Annotated in this window: 15 protein-coding genes; 4 read left to right on the plus strand and 11 right to left on the minus strand. The window is 70.4% G+C overall.

Features of this window, described 5'->3' with window-relative positions:
* Nucleotides 1-85: 85 nt before the first annotated feature.
* Both DNK54_RS09180 and DNK54_RS09185 read right to left on the minus strand, forming a co-directional pair.
* Nucleotides 86-2221, minus strand: coding sequence for a vWA domain-containing protein (locus DNK54_RS09180; protein WP_110206672.1), 2136 nt, complete (start codon nt 2219-2221; stop codon nt 86-88).
* Entirely contained in the window at nt 2218-3624 is a 1407-nt protein-coding gene (locus DNK54_RS09185) for an AAA family ATPase (protein ID WP_110207030.1), read from the minus strand. The genes DNK54_RS09180 and DNK54_RS09185 overlap by 4 nt, the downstream gene beginning before the upstream one ends.
* A 79-nt stretch (nt 3625-3703) precedes the next feature.
* On the opposite strand from DNK54_RS09185, the gene DNK54_RS09190 reads away from it, so the two are divergent.
* Nucleotides 3704-4108, plus strand: coding sequence for a YchJ family protein (locus tag DNK54_RS09190; protein ID WP_110206673.1), 405 nt, complete (start codon nt 3704-3706; stop codon nt 4106-4108).
* Between the two features lie 215 nt (nt 4109-4323).
* Nucleotides 4324-4524, plus strand: coding sequence for a hypothetical protein (locus DNK54_RS09195; RefSeq protein ID WP_162602378.1), 201 nt, complete (start codon nt 4324-4326; stop codon nt 4522-4524).
* 59 nt (nt 4525-4583) lie between these two features.
* Here DNK54_RS09195 and DNK54_RS09200 read toward each other — a convergent pair whose 3' ends face one another.
* The 4 genes from DNK54_RS09200 to DNK54_RS09215 form a co-directional block, all read right to left on the minus strand.
* Entirely contained in the window at nt 4584-5222 is a 639-nt protein-coding gene (locus DNK54_RS09200; protein ID WP_110206675.1) for a YigZ family protein, read from the minus strand.
* Between the two features lie 4 nt (nt 5223-5226).
* Nucleotides 5227-5676, minus strand: coding sequence for an acyl-CoA thioesterase (locus tag DNK54_RS09205; RefSeq protein WP_110206676.1), 450 nt, complete (start codon nt 5674-5676; stop codon nt 5227-5229).
* 82 nt (nt 5677-5758) lie between these two features.
* On the minus strand, nt 5759-6463 hold the full coding sequence (locus DNK54_RS09210) for a collagen-like triple helix repeat-containing protein (RefSeq protein ID WP_110206677.1): 705 nt from the start codon (nt 6461-6463) through the stop codon (nt 5759-5761).
* 190 nt (nt 6464-6653) lie between these two features.
* Nucleotides 6654-8066 (minus strand): cystathionine beta-synthase, encoded by a 1413-nt coding sequence (locus tag DNK54_RS09215; protein ID WP_110206678.1) that lies wholly within the window; start codon nt 8064-8066, stop codon nt 6654-6656.
* A 199-nt stretch (nt 8067-8265) separates the two neighbouring features.
* Here DNK54_RS09215 and DNK54_RS09220 point away from each other — a divergent pair, with 199 nt between their 5' ends.
* Nucleotides 8266-9291, plus strand: coding sequence for an SGNH/GDSL hydrolase family protein (locus DNK54_RS09220; protein WP_110206679.1), 1026 nt, complete (start codon nt 8266-8268; stop codon nt 9289-9291).
* A gap of 119 nt (nt 9292-9410) precedes the next feature.
* Here DNK54_RS09220 and DNK54_RS09225 read toward each other — a convergent pair whose 3' ends face one another.
* The 5 genes from DNK54_RS09225 to DNK54_RS09245 form a co-directional block, all read right to left on the minus strand.
* Nucleotides 9411-10232 carry a Bax inhibitor-1/YccA family protein gene (locus tag DNK54_RS09225; RefSeq protein ID WP_110206680.1) on the minus strand — a complete coding sequence of 274 codons (822 nt, stop codon included), beginning with the start codon at nt 10230-10232 and terminating at the stop codon, nt 9411-9413.
* Nucleotides 10233-10321: 89 nt separating this feature from the next.
* Nucleotides 10322-10888 carry a flavin reductase family protein gene (locus DNK54_RS09230; protein WP_110206681.1) on the minus strand — a complete coding sequence of 189 codons (567 nt, stop codon included), beginning with the start codon at nt 10886-10888 and terminating at the stop codon, nt 10322-10324.
* Nucleotides 10885-12087: an LLM class flavin-dependent oxidoreductase gene (locus tag DNK54_RS09235; RefSeq protein WP_110206682.1), complete on the minus strand. Its 1203-nt coding sequence runs from the start codon at nt 12085-12087 to the stop codon at nt 10885-10887. Before DNK54_RS09235 ends, DNK54_RS09230 begins: the two co-directional genes overlap by 4 nt.
* 18 nt (nt 12088-12105) lie before the next feature.
* The gene (locus DNK54_RS09240) at nt 12106-13314 is read right to left on the minus strand and encodes an SfnB family sulfur acquisition oxidoreductase (RefSeq protein ID WP_110206683.1); all 1209 of its coding nucleotides are present in this window, start codon (nt 13312-13314) and stop codon (nt 12106-12108) included.
* On the minus strand, nt 13311-14582 hold the full coding sequence (locus DNK54_RS09245; RefSeq protein ID WP_239460009.1) for an acyl-CoA dehydrogenase family protein: 1272 nt from the start codon (nt 14580-14582) through the stop codon (nt 13311-13313). The genes DNK54_RS09240 and DNK54_RS09245 overlap by 4 nt, the downstream gene beginning before the upstream one ends.
* A gap of 132 nt (nt 14583-14714) precedes the next feature.
* Here DNK54_RS09245 and DNK54_RS21280 point away from each other — a divergent pair, with 132 nt between their 5' ends.
* Nucleotides 14715-15491 carry a LysR family transcriptional regulator gene (locus DNK54_RS21280; RefSeq protein ID WP_204164492.1) on the plus strand — a complete coding sequence of 259 codons (777 nt, stop codon included), beginning with the start codon at nt 14715-14717 and terminating at the stop codon, nt 15489-15491.
* Nucleotides 15492-15500 lie beyond the last annotated feature (9 nt).

Genomic DNA, 15500 nt, shown 5'->3' on the forward strand with positions numbered 1-15500 from the left:
GCAGCGAGGGACCCCGATGTTCCCGTCGCAACTGCCCACGTACACCGGAGCTGCATTGCGGTAGCGCGGTCTTGCCTCGACCAGGTCAGCCGTCGACCCAGAATCCTCGGCTGCCGAACCAACCGCCCATGCCGCCGCCTCGCGAAGGGTTCTGCCCCGGCGTCGAACCGCCGTCGCTCGCTCCCCGGCGGGCGTTGCGGGTGCCGAGATAGGACTCGACGACCTCGACACCGAGGTCCTCGAGCTCCGGTGCCATCACGGTGCCGTCGACGCGCTTGGCGAGCGAGTCGACGAAACGCGCCAGCCCCGGGTCGTCCCCCAGGCGGAAGATCGACGTGTGGGCGCCGAGCCGCCGAGCGTTGTCGAGCTCCTGCACCGTGCTCGCCAACGTCAGCGGATGCGGCGGGTAGGAGAACCACACCTCGCCGTCGGGCGCGAGGTGGGCGGTCGGCTCACCGTCGGTGACGATGAGCAACACCGGCTGCGCGTTCGGGTGCTTGCGGAAGTGTCGGTTGGCCAGCAGCAGCCCGTGATGCAGGTTGGTGCCCTTCGACCACATCGCATCGAGCGCGGTGAGCTCCTCGATCTCCATCACCTCGGCGTAGCGGCCGAAGGAGATCAGCTGCAGGTGGTCGCCCCGGAAGCGGGTACGGACGAGCTGGTGGAGAGCCAGAGCGGTCTTCTTCATCGGCACCCAACGGCCGTCCATCGCCATGGAGAACGAGGTGTCGACCAACAGCGCGACAGCCGCCTGGGTGCGCGACTCCGTCTCGCTGACCTCCACGTCGTCGATCGTGAGGCGGACGCGAGGGCGGGTCTCGACAGGCTCGACCACCGAGGACGACGGCTCGACCACCGAGGACGACGGACCCAGCACCGACGAGCCGGACTCGCGGATCACCGCGTTGAGGACGCTGCGCGTGACGTCCCAGGGCTCGGTGTCGCCGTACTCCCAGGGGCGGGTCGCTCCGGAGAGCTCCCCGCCGGCGCCGGAGCGACGTACGTCGCGGTTCCCCCGCCGGCCCGAGATGCGGTCGGCCACGTCGCGCAGCAGGGCGCGGCCGAGCTGACGCATCGCCTTGGGTGAGAGCCGGAACTGCCCGTCGGAGCCGCGCTTGAGGTAGCCGGACTCGCGCAGCGCCTTCTCGAGCTCGGCCAGCTTGCGTGCATCGACGGCGGCCTGGTCGCCAAGCTGCCGAGCCAGCTTGTCGAGGTCGACGTCGTCCATCCGCGCGCCGTTGTAGGACTGCTGCAGCTGCTCGGCCAGCTGGTCGAGGTCGGCCAGATCCTGGAGCGCGCCGGTGCCGTCGCCGAGTCCGAGCCCTTCCTCACCGGAGAACTCAGCGGAGCCGCCCCAGTCGAGGTCGGGCCGGGCGGCCTGGAGGTTGCCGTCGAGCCGGTCGAGCTGCTGCGCGAGCTCCGGCGAGCCGAATGCCTGCGCGGAGAGCTCCATCAGCTCCCTGCGCTGCTCGGGGGTCATCGAGTTCAGCATCCGCTGGGCGGCCGCGGAGCGCTGGGCGAGTGCGTCGAGGAGCTCGTCGAGATCCCTGGGGTTCTCGGGGAAGAAGTCGCCGTGCTTCTCCATGAAGTCGGCGAAGTCCACGTCGGTGTCTTCCCCTCGGTTGCGCTTCTCCAGCAGCTCGTTGAGGTCGGAGAGCATCTCGTTGATGCGCGTCTTGTCTTCGTCGGTGGCGCCCTCCATGGCCTGCTTCATGCCCTGGAAGCGCTGGTCGAGGAGCTCGCGGCCGAGGAGGTCCTTGATCTTCTCGAAGTCCTCCCGTGCCTGCCGGGACTTCCAGTCGTAGCCGCCCAGCTCGGAGACCGCGGCAGCCGTGGAGGCCGGCAGGTTCTCCAACTGCATCTCGGCGAACGCCCGATCGGTGTCGTCCAGCTCGACGTCTCGGGCTAGCTGCTTGCGCTCCTCCAGGACCGCACGGTCGAGCAGCTCCCGGACCTCCTGCATGGTGCCGTCGAGGTTGTGTCGCTGCAGGATCTCCCGGCGCTTCTCCGCCACCCGGCGAGCCAGGTCCTCCAACCCCTCCCGCTCGCTGCTGCCCCGGCGCAGGAACTCGCGCATCGCTCGCTCCGGGCTGTAGCCGGCCATCACGTCTTCGCCGATCGCGTCCAACGCCTCGGCCAGGTCGACCGGGGGCGCAAGCGGGTCCGGCCCGTCGACGTAGCTGCCGTAGCGGGCGCGGTGGCGGTCGGGGCGGCGGGTCACGAGTAGACGGTCTCTCCGGTCTCGGCCGTCTCCTTGGAGATCTTGCGCGCCAGGAAGAGGCCTTCGAGCGCGAGCTCGATCGCGCTGGCCCGCTCTCCCGGTGTCCGTGCGGAGAGCCGGTCGGCGATGAGGTCGTAGAGGTCGGCCTCGCCACGCTCGCTGGGAGGCAGCTCGGGCAGAGCGGCGGTGAGGTCGGCTGCCGAGACCTGTTCACCGGTCGTGACCGACCCGCCGGCGTCGATGGCGTCGATCAGCGGCGCGAAGTCGATGCCGCGCAGATGAGTGCGGACCGTCTCGGCAGTCGCCGTGCGCAGCAGGTGCTCGAGGATCTGACTCTCGCGGCCCTCCTCACCGGTCTCGAACTCGATCTTGCCGCCGAGGACGTCGACGGCCGTCGCCAGATCGACGACCCGCGCTACCGCCTCCGCCTCGCCACGTACGGTCGCGCGGTGCAGCGCGGCGGCCGCGACGGTCTCGGCTCCGGCGATCGAGAAGCGCGCGGAGACACCGGAGCGCTGGTCGACCGACTGCGACTCGCGCAAGGCCCGCGTGAAGCGGGCCAGGATCTCGACCAGGAAGTCGGGCACCTCGGCGGTGAGATGCGCCTCCTGCCGGATGACGGCGACCTCGGCGTCGAGCTCCAGGGGATAGTGGGTGCGGATCTCGGCGCCGAACCGGTCCTTGAGCGGCGTGATGATGCGACCCCGGTTCGTGTAGTCCTCGGGGTTGGCCGAGGCCAGCACCAGCAGGTCGAGGTCGAGCCGCAGCACGTAGCCGCGGATCTGGATGTCGCGCTCCTCCATCACGTTGAGCATCGCCACCTGGATCCGCTCGGCGAGGTCGGGCAGCTCGTTGATCGCCACGATTCCCCGGTGGGAGCGAGGGATCAGGCCGAAGTGGATCGTCTCCGGGTCACCGAGGCTGCGGCCCTCGGCCACCTTCATCGGGTCGACGTCACCGATCAGGTCGGCCACCGAGGTGTCGGGGGTGGCCAGCTTCTCGGCGTAGCGCTCCGAGCGGTGCCGCCAGGCGACGGGCAGCCCGTCGCCGAGCTCCGCCGCTCGCCGCACCGACGCGGGGATCACCGGCTGGTAGGGATGCTCGCCGAGCTCGGAGCCGTCGATCACCGGGGTCCACTCGTCGAGGAGCCCGACCAGGGTGCGCAGCAACCGGGTCTTGCCCTGCCCTCGCTCCCCGAGCAGGACGACGTCGTGGCCGGCGATGAGCGCGCGCTCGAACTGCGGCAACACCGTCGACTCGAAGCCGTGCAGGCCGGGCCACGGGTCGCGGCCCTCGGCCAGCGCCGTGAGCAGGTTGGCGCGCAGCTCCTCGCGCAGCGTGCGGAACTCGTGGCCGGAGGCGCGGAGCGCGCCGACGGTGGTGGGGGCGGGGCGATCAGTCAGGGTCACGAGACACACGCTAGCGCTGGGGTACGACAACGGCGCCTCCGCTCTCGATCCGCCGGCGACGTACTCTCGGCCCGTGACCTCGCCCGTCTTCTCACGCCCGTGCCCCTGCGGCAGCGGCGCGACGCTCGACGCCTGCTGTGGCCGGCTGCTGCGCGGCGAGCCGGCAAGCACGGCCGAGGAGCTGATGCGCTCGCGCTACACCGCCCATGCGGTCGGCGACGCCGACCACCTCTTCCGCACCTGGCACCCGCGCACCCGGCCGACCGACGTCGCACCGGACCCGGCCCTGCAGTGGACCGGATTGACGATCCTGGATCGCGGGGCCGGCGGGCCGGAGGACGACACGGGGGTGGTCGAGTTCGCCGCCTCCTGGGAGCTGACCGTCGGCAGTACGCCGGAGCACGGCGTCCTTCGTGAGCGCAGTCGTTTCGCGCGGCGGGCCGGCCGCTGGCTCTACGTCGATGGCGACGTGGGCTAGCAGCGCGGCGCGGAGAAATGGAAGAACCGCCGGAGTCTCGGGTCTCCAGCGGTTCTGAGGAGCAGTCTCCCCGAGATCGGCGCGCTTGTCTTCGTTTTCGCCCGTTCTTGCAAAACGGAGGAGCAGCTGCAAAAAACAGGCACCCTCGACGTTGTCGATCCGGCCTCTGGGCGTGGCTCCGCTGCACGCCCGGTCGGCTCGCCGAGACTACTGCCGTGTCCCGTGGAGTGTCCGCGCTACTGCTCCTGCTGGCGATGACGCTTCTGTTGATCTACAGCGTCGCCGGCAGCTCTGCCCTGTCGGGCCCGCTGCTCTTCACGGTCAGCGCGACTCACGGTGTGCACCGCGACGATCTGGTCGCGCTGGGTGCTTGGCTGCTCGGCGTGTACTGCGTCCTGCGGCTGCTCCGCTCCTAAGGAAGTCCCTGGCCTGGCCTGTTGCCTGCTCCCCCCCAGCAGGCAACAGGACCGATCGCTCAGCGACTTGCCTGGCCGAGGTCGACCCATCGCGTGCCGACCTCGACGCTCCGGCCGGCTCCGGAGGTGAGCTCGGCGACGAGGCCGGGCCAGTGCGCCACCTGGTCGCCGGTGAGCGCGACGTGCATGGTGACGGCGGCGGTGTAGTCGGCACCCAGCACCGTGATCCCGCGGGCCCGCAGATCGGTCTCGACGCGCCCGGCGTCGGCGTGGGCGACCTCGAGGTCGTGCAGCGTGAGCAGGGAACGCCGCAGGGTGCCCACCTCCGCCAACCCCGCGCGTACGGCGTCACCGTAGGCCCGCACCAGGCCGCCGGCGCCGAGCAGCACGCCACCGAACCAGCGTGTGACGACCGCGACGACGTCGCTCACCTCGTGGCCGCGGAGCACGTCGAGCATGGGAGCGCCCGCTGTGCCGGCCGGCTCCCCGTCGTCGGAGGAGCGCTGCACCTCGGCCCGGGGCCCCAGCTGGAAGGCCGAGCAGTGGTGCCGTGCGTCCCAGTGCTCCTTGCGGAGTCGCTCGACCACCGCACGGGCGGCGGCCTCCTCCTCCACCCGCACCAGCGTGCAGAGGAAGCGGCTGCGCTTCACCTCGATCTCGGCCTCGCCGTCGCGAGCCACGGTGAGGTAGCCGGGCATCGGCTCAGGAAGATCGGCCGCGCAACGCGACCGGATCACCCAGGTAGGCCGTCAGGTCTGCGCGCACCTCCGGGCTGAGCTGCCACGACGATCCGGCGCTCGTGGAGAAGAGCACCACCACCGACTCGGCAACGACGGCGGCGTCGGGCGAACCGGGCAGCCGGAGCTCGGACTGCACGGTGAAGGAGGAGTTGCCCAGGTGGCCGATCCACTGGGTCACCTGGAAGTTCTGGAAGTCGGCGAACCGCATCTCGGCTCGGAAGTCGACCCGCTGCGAGGCGACCAGGTTGGTCACACCCGCCGGAAGCCGCCGCAGCACGCCGCCCTCGGAGCGCAGGAAGAAACGCAGTCGTGCCTCATCGATCACCCGGATCGCCTCGACGTTGTCGACGTGTCCGCCCGCGTTGATGTCGCGCATCCGCGCTTGGATCTCGGTCGTGCTTCGCTCTCCCACGCCTGGCATCCTGTCACGCCCCGAGAACGCCGGAGGCCGGCACCCAAGCGGGTGCCGGCCTCCGGTCGAAGAGACTCCTGGGTCAGGAGATCTTGGTGGCGGTGATCAGCGCCTTGTCGACCTCGATGTTGCCCGAGCCCTCAGCACCCTGGGTGGAGGTGTAGCCGTGAGCGATCAGGCCGACCCGCGTCTTCTTGCTCAGCGTGATGACGGTGTTGCCGCTGACTGCGATGTGGCGGTCCTTCACCTGCGGCAGGAGCGCGTTCGGGCTGATGTCACCATCGGTCTGCCACTGGAATCCGGCGACGTCGTTGTTCTCGACCCACACCGAGATCTGCGGGTAGACGTCAGCGCCGAGATCGCCAGCCTTGTTGAAGAAGGAGCCGTCGACCGTCACGAGGTAGGTACCGGCCTCAAGCTCGATGCCGGTCTCCAGGTCCGTGTAGTTGGCGTTGATCGAGCCGCCGATGGCGTTGATCAACTTCGCACCATCGAGCTTCGCGGTGACGATCTCCACCTGGCCGGCCGGGCCGGCAGGACCCTGCTCGCCGGCGTCACCCTTGTCGCCCTTGTCACCCTTCTCGCCGGTCGCGGCGAGCTTGGACTGGACGCTCTTGCTGAGGTCCTTCTCCTTGACCGCGCCATCGTTGATGTGGCGCGACTTCACGGCGTCGTCCTTGATCTGCTTGCTGCCGACCATCTGGCCGGCGACAGCGCCCGTGGCACCCAGGCCGACGATGATCAGTGCGCCTGCCGCAACAGCGGCAACGTTCTTGCGAATGTGCACAGCACATCCCCCTTTTTCAGTTACTGGCCCGGCGCCCACCCCGAGTGGGTGCTCGTCCGCTTGGCCGCAACGATGATCACCTACGCCGCCGACCGGCTCCGCCAAATCCCGCGGATTCCGGGCGATCGTCAACCAAAATGGCCCATCCGGACTATGGAAACCGGGACCCCTCGCGCCGGGGTCCCGGTTGTCAGCGCGTGGCGAGCGCCGAGAGCAGGTCCTGACGGGTGAGCACGCCCACCGGCTTGCCGTCCTCCTGCACCAGCAGTGCGTCGGCGTGCTGGAGGGACTCGACCGCGGCACTCGCCGGTTCGGTCGAGCCGATCGTCGGCAACGCGGGCGACATGTGCTGCTCGACGGAGTCGGTCAGCATCGCGGAGCCGGTGAAGAGCGCGTCCAGCAGCGTGCGCTCGGAGACGGAGCCAGCCACCTCCGCTGCCACGATGGGCGGCTCGGCACGGACGACGGGCATCTGGGAGACGCCGTACTCCTGCAGGATGTGGACCGCCTCAGCGATCGTCTCCGCCGGGTGCGTGTGCACCAGGTCGGGGAGCTGCCCGGACTTGCCGCGCAACACGTCGCCGACGGTGCGCTCGCTCTCGGCCGGAGCGCCTGTCGGGAAGCCGTAGGTGGAGAGCCAGTCGTCGTTGAAGACCTTGGTGAGGTAGCCACGACCGGAGTCCGGCAGCAGCACGACGATCACCGCGTCCTCTCCTTCTGGCGTGCCCTCGAGCTCCTTCGCGAGCTGGGCGGCCGCGAAGGCGGCCATCCCCGAGGAGCCGCCGACCAGCAGCGCCTCCTCGCGCGCCAGGCGGCGGGTGAAGGCGAACGAGTCGGCGTCGGAGACCTCGATGATCCGGTCGGCGATGTCGCGGTCGTAGGTCTCGGGCCAGAAGTCCTCACCGACCCCCTCGACGAGGTACGGGCGGCCAGTCCCGCCGGAGTAGACGGAACCGGCGGGGTCGGCGCCGACTACCTGGACGGTGCGCCCCACCGCAGCAGCCTGCTCCTTGAGGTAGCGGCCGATCCCGGAGATGGTGCCGCCGGTACCGACGCCCGCCACGAAGTGGGTGATGCGCCCTTCGGTCTGGCGCCAGATCTCCGGCCCCGTGGTCTCGTAGTGGGAGCGCGGGTTGTGCGGGTTGGAGTACTGGTCGGGCTTCCACGCGCCCGGCTGCGAGGCGAGGCGATCGGAGACGTTGTAGTAGGAGTCGGGGTGCTCCGGCGCGACGGCGGTGGGACAGACGACCACCTCGGCGCCGTACGCCTTGAGCACGTTGCGCTTGTCTTCGCTGACCTTGTCGGGGCACACGAAGATGCACTTGTATCCCTTCGCCTGCGCGACCATCGCGAGCCCGACGCCGGTGTTGCCCGAGGTCGGCTCGACAATCGTGCCGCCCGGCTGCAGCGCACCGCTCGCCTCGGCGGCCTCGATCATCCGCGTCGCGATCCGGTCCTTCACCGAGCCGCCCGGGTTGAGGTATTCGACCTTGGCCAGCACCAGCGGCCCACCTTGGTGGTCGTCGGCCCGGTCGAGCGCCCGGTTGAGCCGGAGCAGCGGAGTATTGCCGATGAGGTCCAGCAGCGAGTTCACGTAGTCCACGAGGCTCAGGCTACCCAGTCCGCGATCCTTCCTCGCCCTACCGTCGGTCCAGCTTCGGCGCCCTCGCGGAGAGATCGTTCATCGCACACCTACTACGAAGCGAGACGCACTCGACGAAACAAGCTCGGAAAGTGCCGAAGAGCGGCAAGACAAGCCAACCTCGAGGCGCTGGATAGGGGTCGTAGGTACCCTCGACGGCGTGGGGAAGGCAGCAGCAGCACGCAAGTTGGCAGCCGCCGCCGCGTTCGGCGGCGGCGGCCTGACCGTGGCCGGAGGCAGTCTCTATGGACTCCTCCGCTTCGAGGCGGCCTTGGCCCGGCGCCGGATCGGCAATGCGACCGGCACACCGCCCGACCCCACCGGTTGGTACGGCCGCGGCCTGCCCGGCCCCGCCCTGAAGGTCGCGCTGCTGGGTGACTCGAGCGCCGCCGGGTACGGCGTGCAGCACGTCGAGCAGACTCCGGGCGCCTCACTCGGCACCGGGCTGGCCGAGCGGACCGGACGCCGCGTCTACTTCCGCTCCTTTGCCGTGGTCGGCGCCCAGAGCAGCGACCTCGCCACCCAGATCGATGCGGCACTGCCGGTCGAGCCCGACGTGGCGATCATCCTGATCGGCGCCAACGACGTCACCCATCGCGTGCTGCCCAGCACCTCGGTGCACCTGCTCTCCGAAGCCGTGCGCCGACTGCGCTCCCACAACGTGACCGTGGTCGTCGGCACCTGCCCCGATCTCGGCACCATCAAGCCGATCCCGCCACCGCTCAAGCAGGTGGCCCGCGCCTGGTCGCGACGCCTCGCCGCGGCCCAGGCCATCGCGGTGGTCGAGGCCGGCGGCCGAAGCGTCTCGCTCGGCTCGATCCTGGGGCCCGAGTTCGATGCTGCTCCGGCGCTGCTCTTCGGGCCCGACCAGTTCCATCCCTCCGCGGAAGGCTACGCGTCGCTGGCTGCCGTGCTGCTTCCCTCAGCGCTCGCCGCCCTCGACCTCATCCCCGCAGAGCAGGCGACTCCCGAGGCCCTGCGCGGCGAGGGCGTGCTGCCGATCGCCCGGGCCGCCGTACGGGCTGCGCAGACGCCTGGTACCGAGCTCGATGGCTCGGAGGCCGGCGGCGCACTGCGCGGCGTACGTGGGCGCCTGGTGGCCCTGCGACACCGTCGCCAGGGCCCGCGCTCCCAGCCGCAGGCACCCGAGCACGAAGCCCCCGCCGAAGAGGGCTCTCCCGCCTGACGCGAACCAGCACTGCGTCACCCGCGAACCAGCACTGCGTCACGCCCGCGTGGGCGGGGAGCGCTCCGCAATGCAGGAGGCCCGACCGGTGCACCGGTCGGGCCTCCTGGAGAGCTGTGTCAGTCCTGGTTGAGGATCGCCAGGATGCGGAGCAGGTTGGTGTAGATCCAGACCAGGCTCACGGTGAGGCCGAAGGCCGCGCGCCACGACTCGGCCTCGGGCAGGCCTGCGGCGACACCGCGCTCGACGAAGTCGAAGTCGAGGATCAGCATGAAGACACCGAGCACCAGGCCCACGACCGCCATGACCAACCCGAGAGCACCCATGCCGAAGAGGCCGGTGTCGATGCCGAAGAGGCTGAGCACGAGCGTCAGCAGACCGAGGCCCACCATGCCGAACATGCCGGCGATCACGCCGCGGCGGAACTTGTCGCCCACCTGGATGTTGAGGAACTTGTAGGCCGCCAGGGTGCCGGCGAACGCAGCGAAGGTGCCGAGGACGGCGTTCATCACGATGCCCTCGTAGAACATCGCCTCGAAGGACTTGCTGATGCCACCCAGGGCGACACCCTCGGCAGCCGCGAACAGCATGACCAGCGCCGGGCTGATCACCTTCTTGAAGGAGTTCACCAACGAGAGGATGAACGCGGCACCCGCACCGAGCATCGCGATCATGTAGATCTGCGACAGCTTGTCGGCGTCGGAGATCTCCGGGGTGAGCATCCACGTCGCGAACGCGGTCACGATCACGATGCCGAGCGAGATCGCCGTCTTCTGGACCGCCGAGTCGATCGTCATCGGGCGGTAGTCGTTCAGGCCGGTCGCCCCCGGGACACCGACGCCCCACTGGGACGGGTCGGAGTCGTAGCCGAGGGTGGCCTGGTGCGCACTCTGGCCGTTGAACCCTTCGGACCTGTTGAACACCGGGTTGTTGCTCTGCATGGTTGGTCTCTCCTCAGAGGCCGATGGCGACCACCGCTCGGCGGTCTTGTTGCGTCAAGTGTAGGCAAAGCCCACATCTCGACAACGCGTCACGCCGTCGGTTCGTTCCCGTTTGCGGCGCTCACCACCGGTTTGACGCTCGGGAGCTGGGTGAAGGCGCTGTTGTGGAAGACCAGCGGACCGCCGGTCGCGGTCCGGTCGACACCGTGCAGCTCGAGGAGGATCAGGGTGTGGTCGCCCGCCTCCACCTCGCGATGCACCGAGCAGGTGAACTGCACGAGCCCGTCGTCCAAAGTCAGTGCGCCCCGGCTGCTGACCGAGAGCGCGACGCCGTCGAAACGGCTCGCCACCGGACCGGCGAGCTGCCGGCACACCAGGCCGTGATGCTCGGCGAGCACCGTCACACCGAGGTGGTCGGCCCGCCGTAGCGTCGGCCAGGTCGCCGAGGTGTTGGCCACCGAGATGGAGACGAGCGGAGGGTCCAGGCTCACCGAGGTGAAGGAGCTGGCAGCCAGACCGACCGGCGCCCCATCGACCTGGGCGGCCACGGCAACGACTCCGCTGGGGAACTCGCCGAAGGCGGCGCGGAGTCGCGCCGGGTCGAGATCCTGGTTGGTCGTCAGGGGAAGCGGCAGCGCACGGGCGGGCACGGTCATGCGGCACCGCCCTTGCTGGAGACGGCCGAGCCGGGCACGGCGGACTCGAGCGGTCGCCCGGCGAGCGCGAAGGGGACGGCGCTCGGTCGTACGACGCGCGGGACCGGCGACTTCCAACGACCGCGCTCCTCCAGGATCGGCAGGACTCCCTCGCCGAACCAGTAGGCGCCCTCCAGGTGGGGGTACGCCGAGAGCACGAACTCGTCGATCCCGAGACCGGCGTACTCCTCGATGCGGTCGGCTACCTGCTCGTGACTGCCGACCAGGGCGGTGCCGGCACCGCCGCGGACCAGCCCGATCCCTGCCCACACGTTCGGATGGATCTCGAGGCGATCGGTTCTGCCGGCGTGCAGCTCCCGCATCCGTCGCTGACCTTCGGACTCGCTGCGCGCCAGGCCGGACTGGACGGCAGCGACCGCCTCGGGAGTCATCTGCGCCAACAAGCGGTCGGCCTCCGCCCAGGCCTCGGCCTCGGTCTCGCGCGTGATGGTGTGCATCCGGATGCCGAACCGCACCGTCCGGCCGTGCACCGCGGCGCGCGCCCGCACGTGAGCGATCTTCTTCGCCACCGCGTCCGGAGACTCGCCCCAGGTCAGGTAGACGTCGGCGTGCCGCGCCGCCACCTCGACCGCAGCCAGCGACGATCCTCCGAAGTAGATCTCCGGCGGCTCGATCGGCAGCGGGTTGAGCCGAGCGCCACGCAACGCAAGGTGGTCACCGACCCAGTCGACCTCCTCCCCCGCCCACAGCCGGCGCACGATCGTGAGGAACTCGTCGCAGCGCTGGTAGCGCTCCTCCTTGTCGAGGAAGTCGCCGTACATCTGCTGCTCGTGGTTCTCACCCCCGGTGACGACGTTGAGCAGCAGCCGCCCGCCGCTGAGGTTGACGTAGGTCGCCGCCATCTGCGCAGCCAGGTACGGCGACACCAGGCCCGGGCGGAAGGCGACCAGGTACTTGAGGCGCTCGGTCGTCTGGGTGAGCATCGCCGTGGTCACCCAGGCGTCCTGGCACCAGGCACCGGCCGGCGTCAGCGCGGCCTCGAAGCCGTTGTCCTCCGCGGCTCGCGCCACCTGGGTCAGGTAGCCGACGTCGCCGGGACGGCCGGACGAGCCGGCCTGGACCCCGTGGCCGCCACCGACCACGTGGCGACCGTCTCCGCCGTTGGTGGGCAGGAACCAGTGGAACGTGAGGTCTGACATGTCATCTTCCTGTCGTGATCAGAGTTGGCCGTGGCGCGGCGGCAGCGTGCCGTCGACCGCGAACCGGCCCAGGTGCTGGTACTTCCAGGCGACCGGGTCGTGGAGGGTGTGGGTACGCGCGTTGCGCCAGTGCCGGTCGAGGTTGAGCGAGCGCAGTGCGGCACGCGTGCCGGCGACCTCGAAGAGACCGTTGCTGACGTCAAGCGCCGCCGTCGTGCTGGCTGCACGGGCCGCGGCCACGGCGAGGCTGGCCGCGGCTGCGGACTCGTCGTCGAGATCGGCCTCGGCCGCGTCGACCCGCTCCGCAGCCACGCGGAGCAACGCCTCGGCAGCTCTCGTCGCGACCTCGAAACGGCCGAAGGCCTGCACGACGAGGGGATCCTCGGCAGCCCTCGCCACCCCGGCGTCCGGGTAGGGCCGACTCCGGGTGGCGACGAACGCCGCCGCCTCGGTGAGCGCCGCCCTGGCGATGCCGGTATCGATCGCGGCATGCAGCAGCTGCGCCCACGCGCCGTACACCTGCGGGTGGTCGAAGGTCAGGTGGTAAGGGGTCACCAGGTCGTCGTCCACCGCGACGCGCTCGAGCCGCACGGTGCCGGAGGCAGTGGTGCGCTGGCCGAGGCCGTCCCAGTCGTCGATCACCGTCACCCCCGGAGCGTCACGGCGCACCCAGGCGACGTGCTTGGGGCCGTCCGGCCCCAGATGGGCGAGCACCGGGATCCAATCAGCGAAGAGCGCCCCCGTGCAGTAGCCCTTCTCGCCGGTCAGACGCCAGCGTCCGGGGCCGTCGGGATGCAGTGTCGTCCGGTGCTCCCGGACGTTGGCCGTGCCGGTCTCGGACTGCGCGTTGCCGAAGCTGCGCCCAGCAAGCACCTCGCCGAAGAGCAGCTGCCGTTGTGCGTCGGTGCCGTTCTCCCGCAGCGCGTTGACGTAGACGAAGTGGCTGTGCGGGATCTGCGCCACCGAGGGATCGCCGGTGGCAAGCAGGCGGAAGACCTCGGCGACGGTGACCGCGCCGAGGCCAGGTCCGCCGTAGGCACGAGGCACGGTGAGTGCGAGCAGGCCAGAGGCGCCCAGGCGGGTGATCTGCTCGTGAGGCAGACATCGCCCGCGATCGCGCCACGCGGCCTGCTCAGCGAGCTCGGTGGCGATGTCGCGAGCCGTCGCCGTCGCAGTCGTGTCGGTCAGGAGTGGCACAGTGGCGGGACGGGATTGAAGGGCAGTCATCGGGCGACGGTTCCTGTCTGACGGGAGGTGGTGCCGACGGTCCACGCGTACGGCGGTGGGGTGGCGTTCACGAGATGAGCGCCGACGACGCGGGCCTTGAGGATCCGCGGGTTGTGGGAGGCGACCGTGCGGGCATTGCGCCAGTGCCGGTCGAGGTCGAGAGCTGAGGTCGTGGCGGAGGCGCCCAGCGTGTCGAAGAGATCGCTGGTCGCACGCAGCACCAGCTCCGACGCAGCGACCTGTGCGGTGCTCGTCGCGATCTCCGCCTCTTCGAGTCGGCGCTGGGCATCGAGGTCGGCAGCGGCAACGCTCGCCGCCCGGTCGACCGCCTCGGCGGCACGCAGGGTGATCGCCTCCGATGCGCCGATCGCCGCGGCGAGCTCGCCCACCAGGCCGAGGACCTGCGGATCGTCGCGCACCCAAGCAGCGTTGGCGTGAGAGAAGTTGCGGTGGCGACGACGCACCTGCAGCACGGTGTCGCGCAGCGCCGCGCGACCGATGCCGACCAGCGTGGCGAGCAGGTTGAGCTGGAAGAGCGCGCTCTGATGCGGCGGGCGCTCTGCCAACGGGGCGATGTGCTCGGGATCCACCGGCACATCCGTGAGGACCGCGGTGCCGCTGCCGGTGCCACGCTGGCCGAACCCCTGCCAGTCGTCACTGACCCGGACCCCCGGATGGGCAGTGGAGGCGATCACCTGCACCACCTCCCCCTTGAGGTCGCGCGCCTGCACGTCCATCCATTCCGCGAAGATGCTGCCCGTGGTGTAGCTCTTGCGCCCGGTGAGACGGAGGCCGTCGGCACCGCGCACCAGCCGTGCTCCTGGCCCGTCGGGACCGTCCGCCCAGGCGTTGCCGACCATCTCACCGGCGACGAAGCGGCGCCACCAGTGCCGCTGGTCCTGGCCGTGGCGCTGTCGGTGGAGCCGGTCCTCGACGTAGGCGAAGTGCCCACGGAACGCCTGGGCGAGGTTGGCGTCGACCGCAGCGAGGTCGATCCACACACGACTCAGCTCGACCAGGTCGAGCCCCGCGCCGCCGTACTCACGGGGAACCCGGAGGGCGCCGAAGCCGGCCTCCTTGAGCCAGACGACCTGACGGCGCGGCAGCTGGCCGGCGCGCTCGCGGTCGACGGTGCCTGCGGCAATGCGTTCGAAGACGGGGTCGAGTCGCTGCCGCGCCTCGGCCAGGCGGTCCGACTCGTCGGAGCGCCGGTGCGGCGGTTCTGGGGGGCGTGGATCGGGGCCGCGCAGGGGAAGGGCGGTGGTCACGGGAGCCTCCGTTCGCTTATTCGTTTAAGTCACCTAAGTTTGTATAGAATTGCGGAAGGCGGTTCAAGGACCGCCATCACGGAAGCCACGGGATCCCTGCCGGGAACCCCGATCACCGAACGAGGAGACACGATGCGGATCGAGCAGTTGGAACACCTCGCGGCAGTCACCCGCCACGGCTCGTTCCGCCGCGCCAGCGAGCACGTGCACCTCTCGCAGCCCGCCCTGAGCGAGTCGGTGCGCAATCTCGAACGCGAGCTGGGCGTTCAGCTCCTGGAGCGACGGCGTACCGGCACCCGCGTGACGCCGGACGGAGAACGACTGCTGAGGCCGGTGATGGAGGTCATCGACGCTGCACGCCGGCTCCGGCTCGCCGCCGACGTTCCCGGTCCTGCCGCGCCCCTGCGGGTGGCCGTGACGTACGTCGACACTGGCGGCGTTGCGATCGATGCCCTGAGATCGTTGGCCGGCACCGGCGAGCCGCGCGCACTGGAGATCGTTCCGCTGGGCACGGCTGCGCAGGCGATCGCCGCGCTCGACGCAGAGCTCGATGCCTGTCTGCTCCTGCATGTCGCGACGGAGCAGGAGCCGACCGGGCTCGAGGCAGTCGAGGTATGGCGCGGCGGCGTCGACGTCCTGATGCGCGGCGACTGCTCCCTCGCCACCCAGCAGAAGGTCAGCGTGGCCGAGCTCGCCGACCGGCCGCTGGTCTCGGCGCTCCCCCTCGGCAGCCTCCCCCTCGAGACGGCCTGGCGATGCGGTCAGGATGCCGTGGCCGAAGGCGCCGTGCGGGCCGGGGTCGGGATCGCCCTGGTGCCCGCGCTGCCCCGGCACGGCGACAGCACCCTGGTCGCCCGCCCCCTCGCCGACGGGCCGACGCTCGCGCTCACCCTGCTGCGCTCGCCGTAGGGTCCGGTT

It is taken from the genome of Nocardioides daejeonensis, from assembly GCF_003194585.1.
GTDB lineage: Bacteria > Actinomycetota > Actinomycetes > Propionibacteriales > Nocardioidaceae > Nocardioides > Nocardioides daejeonensis.